Raw genomic sequence first — 19,463 nt, 5'->3', positions numbered from 1 at the left:
TTCCTCGACGAGGTCTCGACCGACACCTGGGAGGTCCACGACGGCATCGTCGAACCCTTCGAGGGCGGCTACGCGGCCTACGTGCTCCAGCGCGTCGAGCGGGACCGCATGGCGTCCGCCTCCGAGGCCAAGCGCCAGAACCTCATGCGCAAAGAGCTCGCCTGGCTCCGTCGCGGGGCCCCGGCGCGCTCGACCAAGCCCAAGTTCCGCATCGACGCGGCCAACGAACTGATCGCCGACGAGCCGCCCGTGCGTGACGCCGTCCAGCTGTCGCAGATGGCGACCGCTCGCCTCGGCAAGGACGTCGTCGACCTCGTCGAGGTCGGCGTCTCGTTCGGCGACAAGCGCGTGCTGCAGGACGTCGAGTGGCGCATCGCGCCGGGGGAGCGCACCGGCGTGCTCGGCGTGAACGGCGCCGGCAAGTCGACGCTGCTGAAGGTCGTCACCGGGGCCATCGCCCCCACCGAGGGGCGCGTCAAACAGGGCAAGACGGTCAAGTTCGCGATCCTCGACCAGCAGCTCGCCGACCTCCACGAGGTCGCGCACGAGCGGGTGAACGACGTCATCGGCCGGCAGCGCACCTCGTACGTCACCGGGGGCAAAGAGATGACGCCCGGGCAGCTGCTCGAGCGCCTCGGCTTCACCAGCGCTCAGCTGCAGACCCCCATCAAAGACCTGTCCGGTGGCCAGAAGCGCCGCCTGCAGTTCCTGTTGATCCTGCTGAACGAGCCGAACGTGCTCATCCTCGACGAGCCCACCAACGACCTCGACACCGACATGCTCGCCGCGATGGAGGACCTGCTCGACGGTTGGCCCGGCACCCTGCTCGTCGTCTCGCACGACCGGTACCTGCTCGAGCGCGTCACCGACCAGCAGTACGCCGTGCTCGAGGGCCGCTTCCGGCACCTGCCCGGGGGCGTCGACCAGTACCTGCAGCTGCGTCGCGAGGCGACCCAGAACCAAGGAGGCGCGACCGACCGCCCGACGGCCGTCCAGGGGGCCTCGGCATCGGTCGCGGCCTCGGCCGCCGCCTCGGGCCTGTCGGGAGCCGAGAAGCGCAACGCCGAGAAAGAGCTCGGATCGATCGACCGCAAGCTCGCGAAGGCCTCGGGCGAGCGAGAGACCCTGCTGGCCCAGTTCGCCTCCTTCGACCAGTCCGACTTCGACGGCCTGGCCGCGTTGCAGGCGAAGCTGACGGCGCTCGACCACAAGACGGGCGAGCTCGAGGTGCGCTGGCTCGAGCTGAGCGAGTTGCTGGCGTAGCGAGCGAGCGAGCGAGCGGGCGAGCGGGCTGGCGTGCTCCGCAGGTCGCCCCGACTCAGTCGCCGAGCGTGAGGCTCAGCGTCCGCAGCAGGTCGGTCAGGCGGCGGCGGTCGTCGTCGCTGAGGTCGCTGAGCAGGGTGCCCTCGGCCGTGACGAGACGTTCGATCGCGGCGTCGACCGCGCGCCGTCCGTCGCCCGTCATCGTGACCAGGATGCCCCGGCCGTCGTTCGGGTCGGTGCGGCGTTCGACCAGGCCGCGGGCCACGAGCCGGTCGATGCGGTTGGTCATCGCGCCGCTCGAGACGAGGGTCTGCTGCAGCAGCGTCTTGGGGCTCAGCTGGTAGGGGGCACCGGCCCGACGCAGCGCCGAGAGCACGTCGAACTCCCACGACTCGAGGTCGCTGGCGGTGAACGCCTCGCGACGGGCGCGATCGAGGTGCTTCGACAGCCGCCCGACGCGCGAGAGCACCTGGAGCGGCGCGAAGTCGAGGTCGGGTCGCTCGTGGCGCCACGCCTCGACGATGCGGTCGACCTCGTCCTGCTCGGGCATCAGCCCATCATGCCCGAGGCCGTCGTCGGGTGCGGGAGGCGCGGTGCGGCCCGGCGGGCCCGTCGCCCCGCGCGGGCACCTCGGTCGAGTCGTGGTCTGGCAGAATGGACCGGCGCGCACGCGCGGTCCGCCATGGTGTAACGGCAGCACGACAGCCTTTGGAGCTGTTAGGTCTAGGTTCGAATCCTGGTGGCGGAGCCCCGAGCGTCGCAGGTCGCGGTCGGCTCGTCGGGTCCGTCCCGCCCCGACCGCGGGCGCCCTGGCGTCCATCCGACGACGAGGACTCCTGCCATGTCGAAGACCGATCCCACGCCATCCCTCGTCCGGGCCGTCCTGCTCGGCGTCCTCAGCGGGTCGCGCTCGGCGACGCCGCTCGCCGTCCTGGCCCTGAACCACGACGCCCAGGAGGCGCGGGGCCCCTGGCAGCGCTGGCGCCTGTTCCGCTCACCCCTCGGCCGCGGTGCCCTGGTGGCCGCGGGCGTCGGTGAGCTCGTCGGCGACAAGCTGCCGGCCACGCCGAGCCGGGTCGGTGCCGGCCCGCTGTTCGGTCGCGCGGTCTCCGGCGCCGTCGCGGGGATCGCGATGGCCGGCACCGGCCGTCGGGGCACCCCCGTGGCCGCAGCGCTCGCCGGGGCGTCCGGCGCCCTCGTCGGCAGCTGGCTCTTCTACCGGGCACGGAAGGCCGTCGTCGAGAAGACCGGGTTGCCCGATGTCGCCGTCGCGCTCGTCGAGGACGCCGTCGCGGTCTCGGGCTCGGTCGCCGTCGTCCGCTCCCGCTGACTCCTCCCCACCTCGTCTCGGCGTCGGCGGCGTCCCCACGCCGGGCGGGTGACCCGTGGTCGGGCGGCCTCCCGTGGGAGGATCGGCGGTGATCACGCGCCACCCCTCACCAAGGAGCACCATGCCCGAACGCCAGCTCGCCGTCGTCGTCCTCGCCGCAGGGCAGGGCACCCGCATGAAGTCCTCGACCCCGAAGGTCCTGCACCGCCTGGCGGGGCTGCCGCTGATCCAGCACGTGCTCGAGAGCGCCGGCGCGCTCCGGCCCGACCACCTCGTCGCCGTGGTGCGGCACGAGCGCGACCTGGTCGTCGCGAGCGTGCTCGACACCGCCCCGCACGCGCTCGTCGTCGATCAGGACGACGTGCCCGGCACCGGTCGAGCCGTCGAACAAGCGGTGGAGGCGCTGCCCGCCGACTTCACCGGCGACGTCGTGGTCGTCAGTGCCGACGTGCCCTTCCTCGACCACGCGACGCTCACCGCCCTGCTCGACCAGCACCGTGCCGCCTCCGCCTCGGCGACGCTGCTGAGTGCCGTGCTGCCCGACGCCACCGGCTACGGGCGGGTCGTCCGCCGCGAGTCGGGCGACGTCGACCGCATCGTCGAGCACAAGGACGCCACCGACGACGAGCGGGCCGTGCGCGAGATCAACTCGGGCACCTACGTCTTCACCGTCGCCGCCCTGCGCACCCACCTGCCCCGCATCGGGTCGGCCAACGCGCAGAACGAGAAGTACGTCACCGACATGGTCGGCCTGCTCACCGGTGCCGGCGAGGTCGTCGCCGCACGGGCGATCGACGAGACGTGGCGCCTCGAGGGCATCAACGACCGCGTGCAGCTCGCCGCCGCGGCCCGTCGGCTGAACGACCGCATCGTCGAGCACTGGCAGCGCGAAGGCGTCTCGATCGTCGACCCGCAGACCACCTGGATCGACCGCGACGTCTCCCTCAGCCCCGACGTCGAACTGCTGCCGGGCACCCAGCTCCGCGGCGCGACCTACATCGCCCCGGGCGCGGTCGTCGGCCCCGACACCACCCTCGTCGACACCGAGGTGGGCGAGGGGGCGACCGTCAAGCGCACGGACGCGACGCTCGCCGTCATCGGTGCCCGCGCCTCCGTGGGGCCGTTCGCGTACCTGCGGCCCAACACGCTCCTGTCCGCCGAGGGCAAGATCGGCACCTTCGTCGAGACCAAGAACGTGCAGATCGGCGCCGGGTCGAAGGTGCCGCACCTCAGCTACGTGGGCGACACCGAGGTGGGCGAGGGGTCGAACATCGGCGCCGGCACCATCACGGCCAACTACGACGGCGTGGACAAGCACCGCACCGAGGTCGGGTCGCACGTCCGCACCGGGTCGCACAACGTCTTCGTCGCCCCCGTTAGGATTGGCGACGGAGCGTACACAGGCGCCGGAACGATCGTCCGCAAAGACGTGCCGGCCGGTGCCCTGGCCTTGAGCATCGCTCCACAGCGCAATGCGAGCGGATGGGTCGAGGCGAACCGCCCCGGCTCGGCGGCTGCCGAGGCCGCCGCTCGCGCCGAACGAACGACCGACTGAACCCGGTCGGGTTGGCCCCTCGGGGCCGGAGAGCGAGTGACGTGTCCGGAATCAAGATCACCGGCGAGAACCGACTCGTTCTGATCTCGGGGCGTGCGCACCCCGAACTGGCCAACCAGATCGCCGCCGAGCTCGGCAGCGAGCTGATCCCGACCGACGCCCGCACCTTCGCCAACGGCGAGCTCTACGCCCGGTTCGACGAGAGCGTCCGTGGCTCGGACGCCTTCGTCATCCAGTCCCACTCGGCGCCGATCAACGAGTGGCTGATGGAACAGCTGATCATGGTCGACGCACTGAAGCGGGCCTCGGCCAAGCGCATCACCGTCGTGGCGCCGTTCTACCCGTACGCCCGGCAAGACAAGAAGGGCCGGGGCCGCGAGCCGATCTCCGCCCGGCTCGTCGCCGACCTCTTCAAGGCGGCCGGCGCGCACCGCATCATGAGCGTCGACCTCCACGCCCCGCAGATCCAGGGCTTCTTCGACGGCCCGGTCGACCACCTCTTCGCCATGCCCGTGCTGCTCGAGCACTTCCGCGCCAAGCTCGACAACACCACCCTGACGGTGGTCTCGCCCGACATGGGCCGCGTCCGCGTCGCCGACATCTGGAGCGAGAAGCTCGACGCCCCCCTCGCGATCATCCACAAGCGCCGTGACCCGTTGGTGCCGAACCAGGTCACCGTCCACGAGATCGTCGGCGACGTCTCGGGTCGCGTGTGCCTGCTGGTCGACGACCTGATCGACACGGGTCGCACCATCGTCAAGGCCGCCGAGGCGCTCAAGGCCAACGGCGCGATCGGCGTCGTGGTCGCCGCGACCCACGCGGTCTTCAGCGACCCCGCCCCTGAGATCCTCAACAGCGAGTTCATCGACTCGGTCGTCGTCACCGACACCCTGCCGCTCACCGAGCACCAGAAGTTCGACAAGCTCGAGATCCTGCCCATCGCCCCGTTGATCGCCCGGGCGATCCACGAGGTCTTCGACAACGGTTCGGTCACCTCGATGTTCGACGGCGCCGCCTAGCCCCCTCCCGGCACCTCCCGTCGCCTCGGCGCACGGAGTCGACCGGCCCGACCCGCCTGGCCCGACCGCCCGGCTCGCCTGGCTCTCCGACCGCTCGGCTCGCCTGGCTCCGACCGCCCGGCTCGCCTGGCTCTCCGACCGCTCGGCTCGCCTGGCTCCGACCGCTCGGCTCGCCTGGCTCCGACCGCTCGGCTCGCCTGGCCCCGACCGGCCCGGCTTGCTCGTCCGATGTCGGCAACTCCGGAGTCCGGCTGCGCCGCGCCTCCTGCGGGCCGCTTCGGCGGTCGTTGTCCTGACTTGCCGACGGGGACCTGCTCGACCCCCCCCCGGCCGCTCGGCCCCGACGGGCCCGGCCTGCTCGTCCGATGTCGGCAACTCCGGAGATCGGCTGCGCCGCGCCTCCTGCGGGCCGTTTCGACGGACGTTCTCCTGAATTGGCCACGCGGGCGGCGTGGGGCCTGGCTGCGTGCGGCCCGGCCCGCCTGGTCCACGACCTGCCCGCGCGAAGTCGGCAACTCCGGAGTCCGGCTGCGCCGCGCGTCCTGCGCGCCGTCTTGGCGGTCGTTCTCCTGACTTGCCGACGTGGGTCTGCTCGACCCGCCCGGCCCGTGCCGCCTGGGTCACGCGACCGGCAGGCCACGGCGGCCCGAGCGGCCCGCCTGGCCCGCGACCTGCCCGTGCGAAGTCGACAACTCAGGAGTTCGGCTGCGCCGCGCCTCCAGAGGGCCGATTCGGCGGCCGTTCTCCTGAGTTGTCTACGTCGACGTCGGAAGCTCCGAGATCCGCTGCGGCGGAACGACGAACGGGCGTGCCTGATGCCGCCCGCCGCAGCGGCACCGCATCGACGGGCACGCCCGTCAGGACGCAGGAGGCGCGGTGAGCGCCCCTGCACCCGTCAGTGGGTCGACGGCTCCGTCTCGATCTCGGACCGGTCGCCCGACCAGAGGGTGTGGAACGTGCCCTCCTCGTCGACGCGCTGATAGGTGTGTGCCCCGAAGAAGTCCCGCTGTCCCTGGATGAGGGAGGCAGGCAGGCGTTCGGAGGCGAGCGAGTCGTAATACGACAGGGCCGAGGCGAACCCGGGCACGGGGATGCCCGAGAGGGCGGCCTTGGCCACGATGCGGCGCCAGGCCTCTTCGCCGTCCCGGACGGCCGCGGCGAAGTAGTCGTCCTCGAGCAGGGTCGCGATCGACGCGTCCTTCTCGTAGGCGTCGACGATGCGGTTGAGGAACTGTGCCCGGATGATGCAGCCGCCGCGCCAGATCTTGGCGATGGCGCCCTTGTCGATGTCCCAGTCGTACTCGTCGGCACCGGCGATGATGGCGTCGAAGCCCTGGGCGTAGGCGACGATCTTCGAGGCGTAGAGCGCCTTCTGCACGTCGTCCTCGAAGCCGTCGCCGGCCTCCTGGATCTCGGGCCGTCCCTGCAGGGTCTTCTGCACGGCCGAGCGCTGGGCGGGCTTCGACGACACGGCGCGGGCGAAGACGGCCTCGGCGATCCCGCCGACCGGCACACCCAACCCGACGCTGTTCTGCACGGTCCAGACGCCCGTGCCCTTGGAGCCGGCCTGGTCGACGATCGAGTCGACGAGCGGGCCGCCCGTCTTGGCGTCCGTCTGGCGGAGCACCTCGGCCGTGATCTCGATCAGGTACGACTCGAGCTCGCCCGTGTTCCACTCCTCGAAGACCGAGGCGATGGCGGCGGGCTCGTGGCCGCCCACCCGGCGCAGCAGGTCGTACGACTCGGCGATGAGCTGCATGTCGGCGTATTCGATGCCGTTGTGGATCATCTTGACGAAGTGGCCCGCGCCGTCGGCCCCGACGTGCGTGACGCAGGGCTCGCCCTCGGCCACCGCGGCGATCGACGCCAGGATCGGGCCGAGCGTCTCGTAGGCCTCCTTCGAGCCGCCGGGCATGATCGACGGCCCCTTCAGGGCGCCTTCCTCGCCGCCCGAGATGCCTGCGCCCACGAAGTTCAGTCCGCGCTCCTTGAGGGCGGCCTCTCGTCGGCGGGTGTCCTGGAAGTTCGCGTTGCCGCCGTCGACGATGATGTCGCCCTCGTCGAACACGTCGGCGAGCTGGCTGATGACGGCGTCGGTGCCGCGACCGGCCTGCACCATGACGATCGCGGTGCGCGGCTTCTGCAGGGATGCGGCGAAGTCCTCGATCGACTTCGAGGCGATGAACCCGGCGTCACCGTGCTCGTCCATGAGGGTGTCGGTGCGCTCGGGGGAGCGGTTGTAGACGGCGACCGTGTTGCCCTCGCGACTGGCCAGGTTGCGCGCCAGGTTCGAGCCCATGACGGCCAGGCCGACGACTCCGATGTTCGCCTGGGCGGTGGACTGCGATGCTGCTCCGTGTTCGGTCACGGTGCCTCCTTCTCGGTCGGTGGTGTTCGCAGACTATGCCTCGGTGCCGAGCGTCCGACAGGCTCCGTCCGTACCCCTCCACGGCGGCTCGCCTAGGGTTGACGCAACCGTTTCCCCGATCGAAGGCCGTCCGTGACCGACCAGCCCCACCCCGCTCCCTTCCCGCCCGTCGTCGTGATGGGGGTCTCCGGATCGGGCAAGTCGACCGTGGGCGAGCTGTTGGCTGAGACCCTCGGCGTCCCGTTCGTCGACGCCGACGACCTGCACCCCGAGGCCAACCGGCTCAAGATGGCCGCCGGGCAGCCGCTCGACGACGACGACCGGTGGCCGTGGCTCCGCATCGTCGCCGACCGCATCGCCGCGGCGGGCGACGCCTCGGTGGTCGTCGCCTGCTCGTCGCTGAAGAAGGCGTACCGCGACGTCCTGCGGGAGGGCGACCCGCGCCTCCGGTTCGTGCACCTGACCGGCGTGCGGGACCTCGTCGCCCGACGTCAGCGCGAGCGCAAGGGGCACTTCATGCCGGCCGGCCTGATGGAGTCGCAGTTCGCCACCCTCGAGCCGCTGACCGACGACGAGGCTGGTTTCGAGGTCGACGTGGAGCCCGGTCCCGACGACGTCGTGGCGGCCGTGACGGCCCACCTCGGGGCCGTGCGACGAGGTGAGCTCGAGCACTGACGAGCCCGACTCGGGCGCTGAGGGGGCACCCTCGCGGACGGACGAGCCGAGGAGGCGCGGGTTGGCGACACGCCCGGCCGACGTGTAGCCTTGGTAGCTGAACCTCGGCGAGGGGTGCTCCGGCACCCGTGATCGACGCGGTAGGCAGGCGCTCGGTGCTCACGCACCACTCGTGCAGCGGTGATCGTCCCTCGGGCGGCACCCCTCGGGTTGCGGGTCCTTCCTCACGCGATTCGCGTTCGAGTTGACACCGACCACACACCCCCGGGCCGTCACGGCCCCTGCAAGGAGACGACATGTCCGACCAGAACAACCTCAGCGCCCTCGTGCGCACCAGCTTCGGCAAGGGCGCGGCCCGCAAGATCCGTGCCAAGGACCAGATCCCCGCGGTCATCTACGGCCACGGCACCGACCCCCAGCACGTCACGCTGCCCGGTCACGAGACCATGCTGATCACGCGTCGTGCCAACGCCGTCATCACGCTCGACATCGAGGGCACGAACCAGCTCGCCCTCGTCAAGGACATCCAGCGCGACCCGGTCAAGCAGACCATCGAGCACATCGACCTCATCGTCGTCCGCCAGGGCGAGAAGGTCACCGTCGAGGTGCCCGTGCACGTCGAGGGCGAGTCGGCTCCCGGCACGATCCACGTCGTCGAGCTCAACGCCGTCGAGCTCGAGGTCGAGGCCACGCACATCCCGCAGAACGTCGTCGTCTCGATCGAGGGCCTCGAAGAGGGCGCCCAGATCTCGGCCGCCGACCTCGTGCTGCCCAAGGGCGCGACCCTGGTCAGCGAGCCCGAGACCCTCGTGCTCGCCGTCTCGGTGCCCCAGCTCGACCTGACGACCGACGCGGTCTCCGACGAGGACGGCGAGGCCGCCGAGGCCGAGGGCGACGTCGAGTCCATCGAGGACGAAGAGCGCTCCGAGTAACACGACGCAGCTCGAACACCCTGCCGGCGCAGACCCACTGAGAGAACGACGACCACGACGATGGCACTCGATGACCAGTGGCTCGTGGTCGGGCTCGGCAACCCCGGGCCCGGCTACGCCGGCAACAGGCACAACGTGGGGCAGATGGTCCTGGCCGAACTGGCCGACCGACTCTCCACCGGGTTCAAGAACCACCGCACGAACGCGACGGTCGCCGAGGGGCGCACCGCTCCCGGCGGCCCTCGCTTCGTGTTGGCCAGGCCCGCGACCTTCATGAACGTCTCGGGCGGGCCGACGCAGGCACTGTTGAAGTACTACGACCTCGACGTGTCGCGCCTCATCGTCGTCCACGACGAGCTCGACATCGACTTCGACGTCGTCCGGCTGAAGCACGGTGGCGGCCACGGCGGCCACAACGGCATCCGCGACATCATCGCCGCCACGGGGTCGAACGAGTTCACCCGGGTTCGGGTCGGCATCGGCCGTCCGCCCGGCAGGCAGCCAGCCGCCGACTTCGTCCTCAAGGACTTCTCCTCCACGGAACGCAAAGAACTTCCGTTCCTGCTCGCCGACGCGGCCGACGCGGTCGAGATGATCGCCACCGACGGGCTCACCGCGGCGCAGCTGAAGTTCCACACCGCGAAGAGCTGACGCGTCCGGAGCCCGGCCGACCACGGACGTGGTCGAGTCGCGGACCGCGACGAGCGGGTCCGTCCCGCCGGTGACCGACCTCCGGGCGCCTCCCGGTGTCGCCGACAGCGAACCCCGACCGCGGTGTCGGTGGTGCCGCGTAACATCGTCCGGGTGATACTCGCGGGCTTGATCCAGGCGCTCTCGCGCGCCTCCACGTTCTCTGCCGCCCTCGACCGGGCCGCACGCAGCACCGATTTCTCCGTCGTCGACGGCCTCCGCGTTCCCCTGCTGGCCGGTCTGCTCGACCGTCGCGAGGGTCCGCAGGCGATGCTGGTCGTCACGGCCACGGGTCGGGAGTCCGAGGCGGTGCGGGGGTCGCTCACCAGCTACCTGCCCGAGGCCGAGGTCATCGAGTTCCCCGCGTGGGAGACCCTGCCCCACGAACGTCTCAGCCCCAGCGCCGAGACGGTCGGCAAGCGGATCCACGCCCTGCGGCGTCTCGCCACCTGGCGGCAGGAAGCTGCCGAGGCGCCGGGTTCCGTCCGCCCCATCGTCGTCGTCGCCGGTGTGCGCGCCGCCCTCCAGCCGCTCAGCGACAACCTCGTCGAGCTCGACCCCGTGCGGCTCACCGTGGGCGAGCGCGGCCACGACCTCTCGGGCATCGCCGTCCATCTCGTCGACCTGGCGTACGCCCGGGTCGACATGGTCACCCGCCGTGGCGAGTTCGCCGTCCGCGGCGGCATCCTCGACGTGTTCCCGCCCACGGCCGAACACCCGGTGCGCGTCGACTTCTTCGGCGACGAGGTCGACCAGATCCGTCGGTTCTCCGTGGCCGACCAGCGAAGCCTGGACGGCGAGGTCACGTCGGTCGAGCTGCCGCCGAGTCGCGAGATGCTGCTCACCGAGGCGGTCCGTCAACGGGCTCGCGAGATGCAGCACGAGTTCCCCAGCCTCTCGCAGATGCTCGCGAAGATCGCCGAGGGCATCCCGGTCGAGGGCATGGAGAGCCTGGCACCCGCGCTCGTGCACCGGCTGGTGCCGGTGACGCACTACCTGCCGGCCGGCGCCTCCATCGTCGTCCTCTCACCCGAGCGGGTCGTGTCGCGCGCCCAGAGCCTGGCCGAGACGAACCGCGAGTTCCTGTCGGCCGCCTGGAACGCCGCGACGGCCGGTGCCGAGGCACCCATCGACCTCGACTCGGGCGACTTCCTCAGCCTCCGCGACCTGCGTGACGCAGCGGGCGACCGGTCCTGGTTCACGATGAGCGGCTTCGACTCGGGCGAGGTCCTGTCCGACGACGAGGCGGTCGCCGCGGCCGGCGACTACGTCCGCGTGGACGCGGCCGTCGTCCCGAGTTTCAGCGGACACGCCGAGGGGGCGCTCGAGCACGTCGTCGAGCGCGTGCGCGACGGCTGGTCCGTCGTCGTCACGGCCCGCGGCACGGGGCTCGTCGAGCGGGCCCGAGACGTCCTCGCCGAGCGCGAGGTCGCCGCCCGCCTCGAGGAGAGCCTGCCCGAGACCCTCGAACCCGGCGTCGTCCACCTCGTGGCCGGTGGTGTCGAGGCCGGTTTCGAACTGATGGAGTCCAAGATCGCCGTCCTCGGCGAGTCCGACTTCTACGGCCGTTCGGCCAACTACGACTCGCGGCAGGTCAAGAAGCTCGCGACCCGACGCAAGAACGTCGTCGATCCCCTCCAGCTCAAGCCGGGCGACGTCGTCGTGCACTCGACCCACGGCATCGGCAAGTTCCTCGAGCTCACCAGCCGCGAGGTGTCGAGCGGTGGCAAGAACGCCGTCAAGCACTCTCGCGAGTACCTCGTGCTCGAGTACGCGCCCTCGAAGCGCGGTTACCCCGGCGACAAGCTCTACGTCCCGACCGATCAGCTCGACCTGCTCAGCCGCTACGTGGGTGGCGAGGCCCCGACGCTCAGCAAGATGGGCGGCGGGGACTGGGCGGCCGCCAAGGGCAAGGCGCGCAAGGCCGTCCGCGACATCGCGGTCGAGTTGGTCAAGCTCTACTCGGCCCGCATGGCGAGCAAGGGCCACGCGTTCCCGCCCGACACCCCGTGGCAGCGCGAGCTCGAAGAGGCGTTCCCGTTCGCCGAGACCCCCGACCAGCTCACGACCATCGACGAGATCAAGGCCGACATGGAGCGCCCGATCCCGATGGACCGCCTGCTCTCGGGCGACGTCGGCTACGGCAAGACCGAGGTCGCCGTCCGAGCGGCGTTCAAGGCCATCCAGGACGGCAAGCAGGTCGTCATGCTCGTCCCGACGACCCTGCTCGTGAAACAGCACTTCGACACCTTCAGCGATCGCTTCGCCGGGTTCCCCGTGCACCTCCGGAGCCTCAGCCGGTTCCAGTCGGCGAAAGAGTCCAAGGAGACGATCGCCGGGCTCGGCGACGGCACCGTCGACATGGTCATCGGTACTCATCGACTGTTGAGCGAGGGCATCTCGTACAAGGACGTCGGCCTCGTCATCATCGACGAAGAGCAGCGTTTCGGCGTCGAACACAAGGACGCCCTGAAGAAGCTCAAGACCAACGTCGACATCCTGGCCATGTCGGCGACCCCGATCCCGCGGTCGCTCGAGATGGCCGTCACGGGCATCCGCGAGATGTCGACCCTGGCCACCCCGCCCGAGGACCGCCACCCGATCCTCACCTTCGTGGGCCCCGAGAGCGACCGGCAGAAAGCCGCCGCGATCCGGCGCGAGCTGCTGCGCGAGGGCCAGGTGTTCTACGTGCACAACCGCGTGTCGAGCATCAACCGCATCGCGGCGCAGATCGCCGAGCTCGTGCCCGAGGCCCGCGTCGCCGTCGCCCACGGCCAGATGGCCGAGTCGACGCTCGAGCAGGTGATGGTCGATTTCTGGGAGCGCAAGTTCGACGTCCTCGTGTCGACCACCATCATCGAGACCGGTCTCGACATCGCCAACGCCAACACGTTGATCATCGACCGGGCCGACAAGTACGGTCTGAGCCAGCTGCACCAGCTGCGTGGGCGGGTGGGTCGAGGCCGGGAGCGAGGCTACGCGTACTTCCTCTACGACGCCGACAAGCCGCTCAGCGAGACCGCACAAGACCGGCTCGAGACGATCGCCGCCAACAACGAGCTCGGTGCGGGCATGCAGGTCGCCTTGAAAGACCTCGAGATCCGTGGGGCCGGCAACCTGCTCGGCGGAGAGCAGTCGGGGCACATCGCCGGGGTCGGTTTCGACCTCTACCTCCGCATGATCGGTGAGGCCGTCAGTTCCTTCCGCGGGGACGTCGCCGAGGGGCAGACCGAACTCCGGCTCGAACTCCCGGTCGACGCCCACGTCCCCGAAGAGTACGTCGAGAGCGAGCGGCTGCGCCTCGAGGCCTACCAGAAGCTCTCGACAGCCAGCTCGCCCACGTCCACCGACGACCAGATCGACTCGGTGCTCGACGAACTCACCGACCGTTACGGTGAGCCCCCGGCACCCGTGCTGGCGCTGATCGAGGTCTCCCGCCTGCGTCGGGCGGCCCAGAAGGCCGGTCTCAGCGAGGTCGTGGTCATGGGCAGCAACCTGCGGGTCTCGGGCGTCGACCTGCCCGACAGCATGCAGGTCCGCCTGCAACGGATGTATCCGGGTGCGCGGTGGTTCGCGCAGACGAACGCCGTCAGCGTGCCCCTGCCACGAGCCCATGGGCAGGCACCGAGCGACGACGAGTTGATCGTCTGGGTCGAGCAGCTGCTGTCGGCGATCTACGCGGCCCCGGTCGCGCGTCCGGCGACCGACACGGCCGCGGCGAGCTGACCGTGTCGCGTCGCCCGGACGGAGCCCACGACGAGGAGGCGCGGGGCGCCTCCGAACCCGGGGCGGGCGCTCGGCTCGACGAGCTCGTCCGCGTGGTCGACGCCCTCCTCGCCGACGAGGGCGGATGCGCCTGGAACCGTGCGCAGACCCCACGGTCCCTGGTGACCTACCTCGTCGAAGAGACCTACGAGCTCGTCGAGGCGATCGAGGACGGCACCTCGGACGACGTCCGGGAGGAGCTCGGGGACGTGCTCTACCAGGTGGTCCTGCACGGGGCCCTCGCCGCCCGCGCCTCCTCGGGGTCGTTCGACCTCGCCGACGTCGTGCGTGACGTCGCCGAGAAGACCGTGCGGCGTCACCCCCACGTCTTCGGGGCCGACCGGGCCGACGACGTCGACGAGATCGTCCGACTCTGGTCGGCGGCGAAGGCCGACGAGAAGTCGCAGCGGACGAGTGCCTACGACGGCGTCCCCGTCGGGCAGCCCGCTCTCGCCCGCGCCCAGAAGCTCGATGCGCGACGGGCTGCCGCAGGTGGCGTCCGCCCCGAGCCCGATCGGGCACCGACCACGACGTCGGGCACGGAGGTGACGGGCACGGCGGTGACGGGCACGGAGGTGACGGGCACGGAGGCGACGGGCACAACGGCGACGGACGCCCTGGCCGAGTCGCGCGAACTCGCGTGGGGCCGATCGCTGCTGGCGCAGGTCGACGAGGCCACCGATCGGGGCATGGACGCCGAGCGCGCGCTTCGGGCCGCCGTGCGCGAGCGCGAGATGCTGCTTCGGCGAGACGAGGCCGAACCGGCCGGAGGCGGGCAGCACGAGGGCGGCCAGGCAGAAGGCGAGCAGCCCGAGGGCGCCCAGGCCGGAGGCGGCACGATCGAAGGCGGCACGATCGAAGGCCGTCCCGTCGAGCAGGTGCCCCCTCAACCCGAATGAGGGGGCACCTCGGCGTCGCCCGCTCAACCCGAATGAGTGGCGAGGCCGGCGCTCGTCCACCAGAGGGTCGGCCCGAGGGGCAGCGACCCGGTGGGGTCCGAGTGGTGTCCTCAATGTAGAGGATGTGTGTTGACATGTCAAAAGCCGACATGTCGGTCCACTCGGCGTCCCGCCCGGGGTGCTCGGGGGGCCTCGCGGGTGCCGGTCGACCGACCGGTCGGCCACGACAGACGTCTGTTATGGTCCACTACGACGACGGCGACCGCGCAGGGTGAGTACGACTCGTCGGCACGAAGGAGCGGCACCATGCCTCGCAAGCCTGATCCCACCCGCAAGCCCGAGCTCCTCGGCCAGATCCTCGAGCACCTCCGGGGTCGCTCCCTCGCCACCGTGTCGTTCCGCACCCTGGCCGAGGCCCTGGGGGTCAGCACGTACGTCTTCGTCTACCACTTCGGCAACCGGGCCGAGCTCATCGCCGAGATCGTCCGCGCGGTCGTCGCCCGCAACGATGCCTTGCTGTCGGTCGCGGTCTCCGAGCTCGACCGCGAGGCCTTTGGCAAGCACCTGACTAAGGTCTGGCACGAGGTCACCACCGAGCGTGGCCGGGACCTGCACCGCCTCGAGCTCGAGGCGGCCCTGCTCGAGACCGTGGCGGGCGAGGTCGGCGGCACGGCCCGCGGGGCGGTCGGGCGATGGGTCGACCACGTGGCGGGCTGGGTCTCGGCGAACGGGGTCGCGCCGGCCGAGGCCAAGGTCGCGGCGCGGGTCTTCGTCGATGCGTTGTTCGGCCTGCAGTACGACGCCATCGTCTCGGGGGACGGACGTCGTGCGTCCGCAGCGTACAAACATGCCGTCGAGACCCTCGTTTCGCGTGTTCCTCAGCACTGACCCTGCTCGCCGTCGGCCTCGGGGTGGGTGGAACCTGATGGTGTCGGCGGGCGTCGGGTCGGGCTGAACCGGGCCGAGCGCTCAGCGCCCGGCCCGGCCAGGGCCCTCACCGCAGGGAAGGGAGGGCCGAGTGGTGTGACCGACACGCAACCCGATTCGCGCCGATCACCCGAGAAAACCATAACGTAGAATGTGACATGCCTGCAAGTCGGTACCGACGTCAGGGGTGCGGCGTCTCTGGGATGATGTCCTCATGCCGACCCCCGTCAACCCGCCGCGCGGCATGCGCGACCACCTGCCCGCCGACAAGAGGCGCCGCGAGGGCGTGCTCTCGGTCATCCGAGGCGTCTACCGCTCCTACGGCTTCGACGAGATCGAGACGCCCGTGGTCGAAGAGAGCTCGCGCCTCCATTCCGGGCTCGGGGGCGACAACGAGAAGCAGGTCTTCGCCGTCCTCCGGCGGGGCCTCGACCTCGACGATCTGCGGTCGGCCGAGAGCGTGCTCGGACTCGCCGACCTCGGACTCCGCTTCGACCTGACGGTGCCGCTCGCGCGCTTCTACGCGTCGCACCGAGCCGAGTTGCCGACGGTCTTCCGCTCCGTGCAGATCGCCCCGGTGTGGCGGGCCGAGCGTCCGCAGAAGGGCCGCTACCGCCAGTTCGTCCAGTGCGACATCGACGTCCTGGGAGAGGCCGGGCCGCTGGCCGAGATCGAACTGATCCAGGCCACGACCGCCGTGCTCGACGCCCTCGGCCTCACCGGCACGACGATCCGCGTGAACGACCGCCGCATTCTGCTGGCGATGCTCGCCCACTGGGCGGTACCCGAGGCGCTGACCGACCAGGCGCTGATCGTCGTCGACAAACTCGACAAGATCGGCGTCGACGGCGTCGTCGCCGAACTCGCCGACCTCGGCGTCACCACGCCGGGTCTCGGCGAGGCGCTCACCCAGCTGGCCGGCGCCTCCTGGGCCACCGGTGAGGCCACGGACGTCCCGTGGCTCGACCGTGCGGCGTTCGCCGACCTCGTCGCGCTGCGCGAGGCGCTGCCGGGGTCCACCCTCGAGTTCGATCCGACCCTGGTCCGCGGCATGGGGTACTACACGGGCACGATCTTCGAGATCGCCCACCCGGACGTGCCCTATTCCCTCGGCGGCGGCGGTCGCTACGACGGCATGATCGGCCGCTTCCTCGGCAGCGACGTGCCCGCGGCCGGTTTCTCCCTCGGCTTCGAACGCCTCGTCGACCTCGTGACCCTCGAGGCCGACGGCGACGAAGGGCTCGCGGTGGTCTACGACAAGAAGGTCCAACCGGTCGAGCTGCTCGCCCTGCAGCGCGCGTTGCTGGCGGGCGGCGAACGGCGCGTGCGCCTCGAGAAGAAGGCCAAGAACTTCACCAACCAGCTCGACGGACTGGCGGCGGCGGGGTTCGGCCGCTTCGTCACCGTGCGCGGGGGCGAGTCGGCCGCCGACCTCGAGGTCCGCACGATCGGCTGACCGTCGCCGACGGCTCCTCGCCGCGAACCAGGGCAGGAGGCGCGGCTAAGCTGGGCCGCGGACCTCGCGTCCCCAGACGAACGACTACTAAGGAGCTCTCCAGTGGCAGCAATCGACGCCGTAGGCGCCCGCGAAATCCTCGACTCGCGGGGCAACCCCACCGTCGAGGTCGAGGTCTTGCTCGAGGACGGCACGGTGTCGCGTGCGGCCGTCCCCTCGGGTGCATCGACCGGGGCCTTCGAGGCCTACGAGCTCCGTGACGGCGACAAGAGCCGTTACCTCGGCAAGGGCGTGCTCAAGGCCGTCGCCGCCGTGATCGACGAGATCGGCCCCGAGGTCGAGGGGCTCGACGCCACCGACCAGCGCCTGATCGACCAGGCCATGATCGAACTCGACGGCACCGACAACAAGAAGCGTCTCGGCGCGAATGCCATCCTCGGCGTCTCGCTGGCCGTGGCCCGGGCGGCGGCCGACTCGGCCGACCTGCCCCTTTTCCGCTACCTCGGCGGGCCGAACGCGCACACGCTGCCCGTCCCCATGCTCAACGTCATCAACGGCGGTTCGCACGCCGACAGCAACGTCGACATCCAGGAGTTCATGATCCTGCCGGTCGGCGCGTCCTCGTTCGCCGAGGCGCTGCAGTGGGGTGCCGAGACGTACCACGCCCTGAAGAGCGAGCTCAAGGCCAAGGGCCTCTCGACCGGTCTGGGCGACGAGGGTGGCTTCGCGCCGAACCTCGACAGCAACCGCGCCGCGCTCGACCTGCTCGTCGAGGCCATCACCAAGGCCGGCTTCACCCCCGGCAAGGACCTCGCCCTGGGTCTCGACGTGGCCTCGAGCGAGTTCTACGCGGACGGCAGCTACACCTTCGAGGGCGAGAAGCGCGACTCGGCCTTCCTCGCGAACTACTACGCCGACCTCGTCGCGTCGTACCCCCTCGTCACCATCGAGGACCCGCTCGACGAGGACGACTGGGAGGGCTGGGCCCACCTGACGAGCGAGATCGGCTCGAAGACGCAGATCGTCGGCGACGACCTGTTCGTCACGAACCCCGAGCGACTCGCCAAGGGCATCAAGGCCGGCGCTGCCAACTCGATCCTCGTGAAGGTCAACCAGATCGGCACGCTGACCGAATCGCTCGACGCCGTCGCGCTCGCCCAGCGCAGCGGCTACACGACGGTCCTCTCGCACCGTTCGGGTGAGACCGAGGACACCACGATCGCCGACCTCGCCGTCGCGACCGACGCCGGCCAGATCAAGACCGGTGCCCCCGCCCGCAGCGAGCGCGTGGCGAAGTACAACCAGCTCCTCCGCATCGAGGAAGAGCTCGGCGACGCCGCGGTCTACGCCGGGTACAGCGCTTTCCCGCGCTTCTCCGCCTGACGCGACCCGCGCCTCCTCGGGGCCCGTCCTGCTCGTGCGGGGCGGGCCTCCGTCGTTCCCCAGAGACGTCCTTTAGGCTCGTCCCATGCCCCGTGAGACCGCGAACCGCCGTGTGCCGGTGACCCTGCCGACCGGCGAGACGCCGACGGGCCACTGGCTGCGGTCGATCCGGTTCTCGGGGTTCAGCGTGCTCATGCTGGTCATCCTGGTCATGTTCGTCGTCATCCTCGCGCCCTCGCTGCGCACCCTGGTGCAGCAGCAGCAGCAGATCGCGGCCCTCCAGGACGACGTCCGGCAGCAAGAGCAGTCCGTCGACGAGTTGAAAGAAGACGTCGCGCGATGGAGCGATCCGGCGTACATCGAGGCCCAGGCACGCGACCGCCTGCTCTACGTCTACCCGGGTGAGTACAGCTACCTCGTGATGGGCGACGACGCGGCCCAGGCGCCCGGCACGGCTCCGGGCACCGGCACGACGATCAGCGACTCGCTCCAGACGCCCCAGGTCGACTGGGTGGCGGCGATGACGGCCTCGGTGCTCGACGCCGGGCTGAGCGACGAGCCCGCGACCGAACTCGTCGCCCCCGACATCAGCGGCAGCCAGGTGCCCGCCCCGACCTCCGAGCAGACAGGTGGCACGCCGTGACCACGCCCCCCTTCGACCCCGTGACCGACCACGACGTCCGTGTCGTGACCGCCCAGCTCGGGCGGCCCGCGCGCGACGTCATCGGCATCGCCGCGCGCTGCGTCTGCGGCGCACCCACCGTCGTGGCGACGAAACCGCGGCTGACCGACGGCACGCCCTTCCCCACGCTCTACTACCTGTGCCATCCCGGTGCCACGGCTGCCGTGTCGACCCTCGAAGCCACCGGGGTGATGGCCGAGTTCACCGAGCTCCTCGAGTCCGACCCCGAGTTGCGAGGCCGATACCACGCCGCGCACGAGGCGTACCTGGCCGACCGCGAGGGCATCGAGCACGTGGACGAGATCGACCACGTCACGGCGGGTGGCATGCCCGAGCGGGTCAAGTGCCTGCACGCCCTCGTCGGTCACTCGCTGGCGGCCGGGCCGGGGGTCAACCCCTTCGGCGACCTCGCCCTCGAGCGGGCGTCGTGGAGTCCCGACGTGTGCCGGTGCCCCGACTTCCTGGCCGACGACCAGCCGGCCGCCGCCTCGCCCGAGATCGGTGGGGGAGCCTGACGCG

16 protein-coding genes and 1 tRNA gene are annotated in these 19,463 nt (G+C 70.9%); 15 read left to right on the top strand and 2 right to left on the bottom strand.

From position 1 onward, the window contains the following. The first annotated feature begins 108 nt into the window (after positions 1-108). Positions 109-1,263 carry an ABC-F family ATP-binding cassette domain-containing protein gene (locus tag IFT79_RS17040; RefSeq protein ID WP_369794404.1) on the top strand — a complete coding sequence of 385 codons (1,155 nt, stop codon included), beginning with the start codon at positions 109-111 and terminating at the stop codon, positions 1,261-1,263. 55 nt (positions 1,264-1,318) lie between these two features. On the opposite strand, the gene IFT79_RS02070 is transcribed toward IFT79_RS17040, so the two are convergent. Beyond that, on the bottom strand, positions 1,319-1,813 hold the full coding sequence (locus IFT79_RS02070; RefSeq protein WP_056048853.1) for a MarR family winged helix-turn-helix transcriptional regulator: 495 nt from the start codon (positions 1,811-1,813) through the stop codon (positions 1,319-1,321). 126 nt (positions 1,814-1,939) lie between these two features. Here IFT79_RS02070 and IFT79_RS02065 point away from each other — a divergent pair. The 4 genes from IFT79_RS02065 to IFT79_RS02050 all read left to right on the top strand — a co-directional run bounded on the left by IFT79_RS02065 (position 1,940) and on the right by IFT79_RS02050 (position 5,167). Next, positions 1,940-2,011: transfer RNA gene (locus IFT79_RS02065), tRNA-Gln, on the top strand. Positions 2,012-2,104: 93 nt separating this feature from the next. After that, positions 2,105-2,593: a DUF4126 family protein gene (locus tag IFT79_RS02060; RefSeq protein WP_192122789.1), complete on the top strand. Its 489-nt coding sequence runs from the start codon at positions 2,105-2,107 to the stop codon at positions 2,591-2,593. A 121-nt stretch (positions 2,594-2,714) separates the two neighbouring features. Beyond that, positions 2,715-4,148, top strand: coding sequence for a bifunctional UDP-N-acetylglucosamine diphosphorylase/glucosamine-1-phosphate N-acetyltransferase GlmU (gene glmU / locus IFT79_RS02055; protein WP_192122788.1), 1,434 nt, complete (start codon positions 2,715-2,717; stop codon positions 4,146-4,148). A 41-nt stretch (positions 4,149-4,189) separates the two neighbouring features. After that, a complete protein-coding gene (locus IFT79_RS02050; RefSeq protein ID WP_056048844.1) occupies positions 4,190-5,167 on the top strand; it encodes a ribose-phosphate diphosphokinase in 978 nt (325 codons plus the stop codon). An 895-nt stretch (positions 5,168-6,062) separates the two neighbouring features. Here IFT79_RS02050 and gndA read toward each other — a convergent pair. After that, complete coding sequence (gndA, locus tag IFT79_RS02045) at positions 6,063-7,466, bottom strand: NADP-dependent phosphogluconate dehydrogenase (protein ID WP_123571738.1); 1,404 nt, start codon at positions 7,464-7,466, stop codon at positions 6,063-6,065. 201 nt (positions 7,467-7,667) lie between these two features. Between gndA and IFT79_RS02040 the strand changes: the two genes are divergently transcribed. The 10 genes from IFT79_RS02040 (at position 7,668) to IFT79_RS01995 (ending at position 19,459) form a co-directional block, all read left to right on the top strand. Beyond that, the gene (locus IFT79_RS02040) at positions 7,668-8,210 is read left to right on the top strand and encodes a gluconokinase (protein ID WP_267659389.1); all 543 of its coding nucleotides are present in this window, start codon (positions 7,668-7,670) and stop codon (positions 8,208-8,210) included. A gap of 296 nt (positions 8,211-8,506) precedes the next feature. Next, entirely contained in the window at positions 8,507-9,142 is a 636-nt protein-coding gene (locus tag IFT79_RS02035) for a 50S ribosomal protein L25/general stress protein Ctc (RefSeq protein WP_056048841.1), read from the top strand. 60 nt (positions 9,143-9,202) lie between these two features. Then, the gene (pth, locus tag IFT79_RS02030; protein WP_192122787.1) at positions 9,203-9,793 is read left to right on the top strand and encodes an aminoacyl-tRNA hydrolase; all 591 of its coding nucleotides are present in this window, start codon (positions 9,203-9,205) and stop codon (positions 9,791-9,793) included. 153 nt (positions 9,794-9,946) lie between these two features. Beyond that, the gene (mfd, locus tag IFT79_RS02025; protein WP_159827150.1) at positions 9,947-13,558 is read left to right on the top strand and encodes a transcription-repair coupling factor; all 3,612 of its coding nucleotides are present in this window, start codon (positions 9,947-9,949) and stop codon (positions 13,556-13,558) included. Positions 13,559-13,560: 2 nt separating this feature from the next. Beyond that, positions 13,561-14,496 carry a MazG nucleotide pyrophosphohydrolase domain-containing protein gene (locus IFT79_RS02020; protein ID WP_342211746.1) on the top strand — a complete coding sequence of 312 codons (936 nt, stop codon included), beginning with the start codon at positions 13,561-13,563 and terminating at the stop codon, positions 14,494-14,496. Between the two features lie 306 nt (positions 14,497-14,802). Further along, on the top strand, positions 14,803-15,384 hold the full coding sequence (locus tag IFT79_RS02015) for a TetR/AcrR family transcriptional regulator (protein ID WP_192122786.1): 582 nt from the start codon (positions 14,803-14,805) through the stop codon (positions 15,382-15,384). A 253-nt stretch (positions 15,385-15,637) separates the two neighbouring features. Then, on the top strand, positions 15,638-16,879 hold the full coding sequence (gene hisS, locus IFT79_RS02010) for a histidine--tRNA ligase (RefSeq protein WP_192122785.1): 1,242 nt from the start codon (positions 15,638-15,640) through the stop codon (positions 16,877-16,879). Between the two features lie 102 nt (positions 16,880-16,981). Further along, positions 16,982-18,262 carry a phosphopyruvate hydratase gene (eno, locus tag IFT79_RS02005; protein ID WP_056048826.1) on the top strand — a complete coding sequence of 427 codons (1,281 nt, stop codon included), beginning with the start codon at positions 16,982-16,984 and terminating at the stop codon, positions 18,260-18,262. An 85-nt stretch (positions 18,263-18,347) separates the two neighbouring features. Continuing rightward, positions 18,348-18,905, top strand: coding sequence for an FtsB family cell division protein (locus IFT79_RS02000; RefSeq protein ID WP_056048823.1), 558 nt, complete (start codon positions 18,348-18,350; stop codon positions 18,903-18,905). After that, positions 18,902-19,459 carry a DUF501 domain-containing protein gene (locus tag IFT79_RS01995; protein ID WP_192122784.1) on the top strand — a complete coding sequence of 186 codons (558 nt, stop codon included), beginning with the start codon at positions 18,902-18,904 and terminating at the stop codon, positions 19,457-19,459. Before IFT79_RS02000 ends, IFT79_RS01995 begins: the two co-directional genes overlap by 4 nt. Positions 19,460-19,463 lie beyond the last annotated feature (4 nt).

This window comes from Frigoribacterium sp. CFBP 8759, from assembly GCF_014841655.1.
Classification (GTDB): Bacteria; Actinomycetota; Actinomycetes; order Actinomycetales; family Microbacteriaceae; genus Frigoribacterium.
Note: the sequence above shows the minus strand (reverse complement) of the source record. Positions and strands in the feature narration are given on the sequence as shown.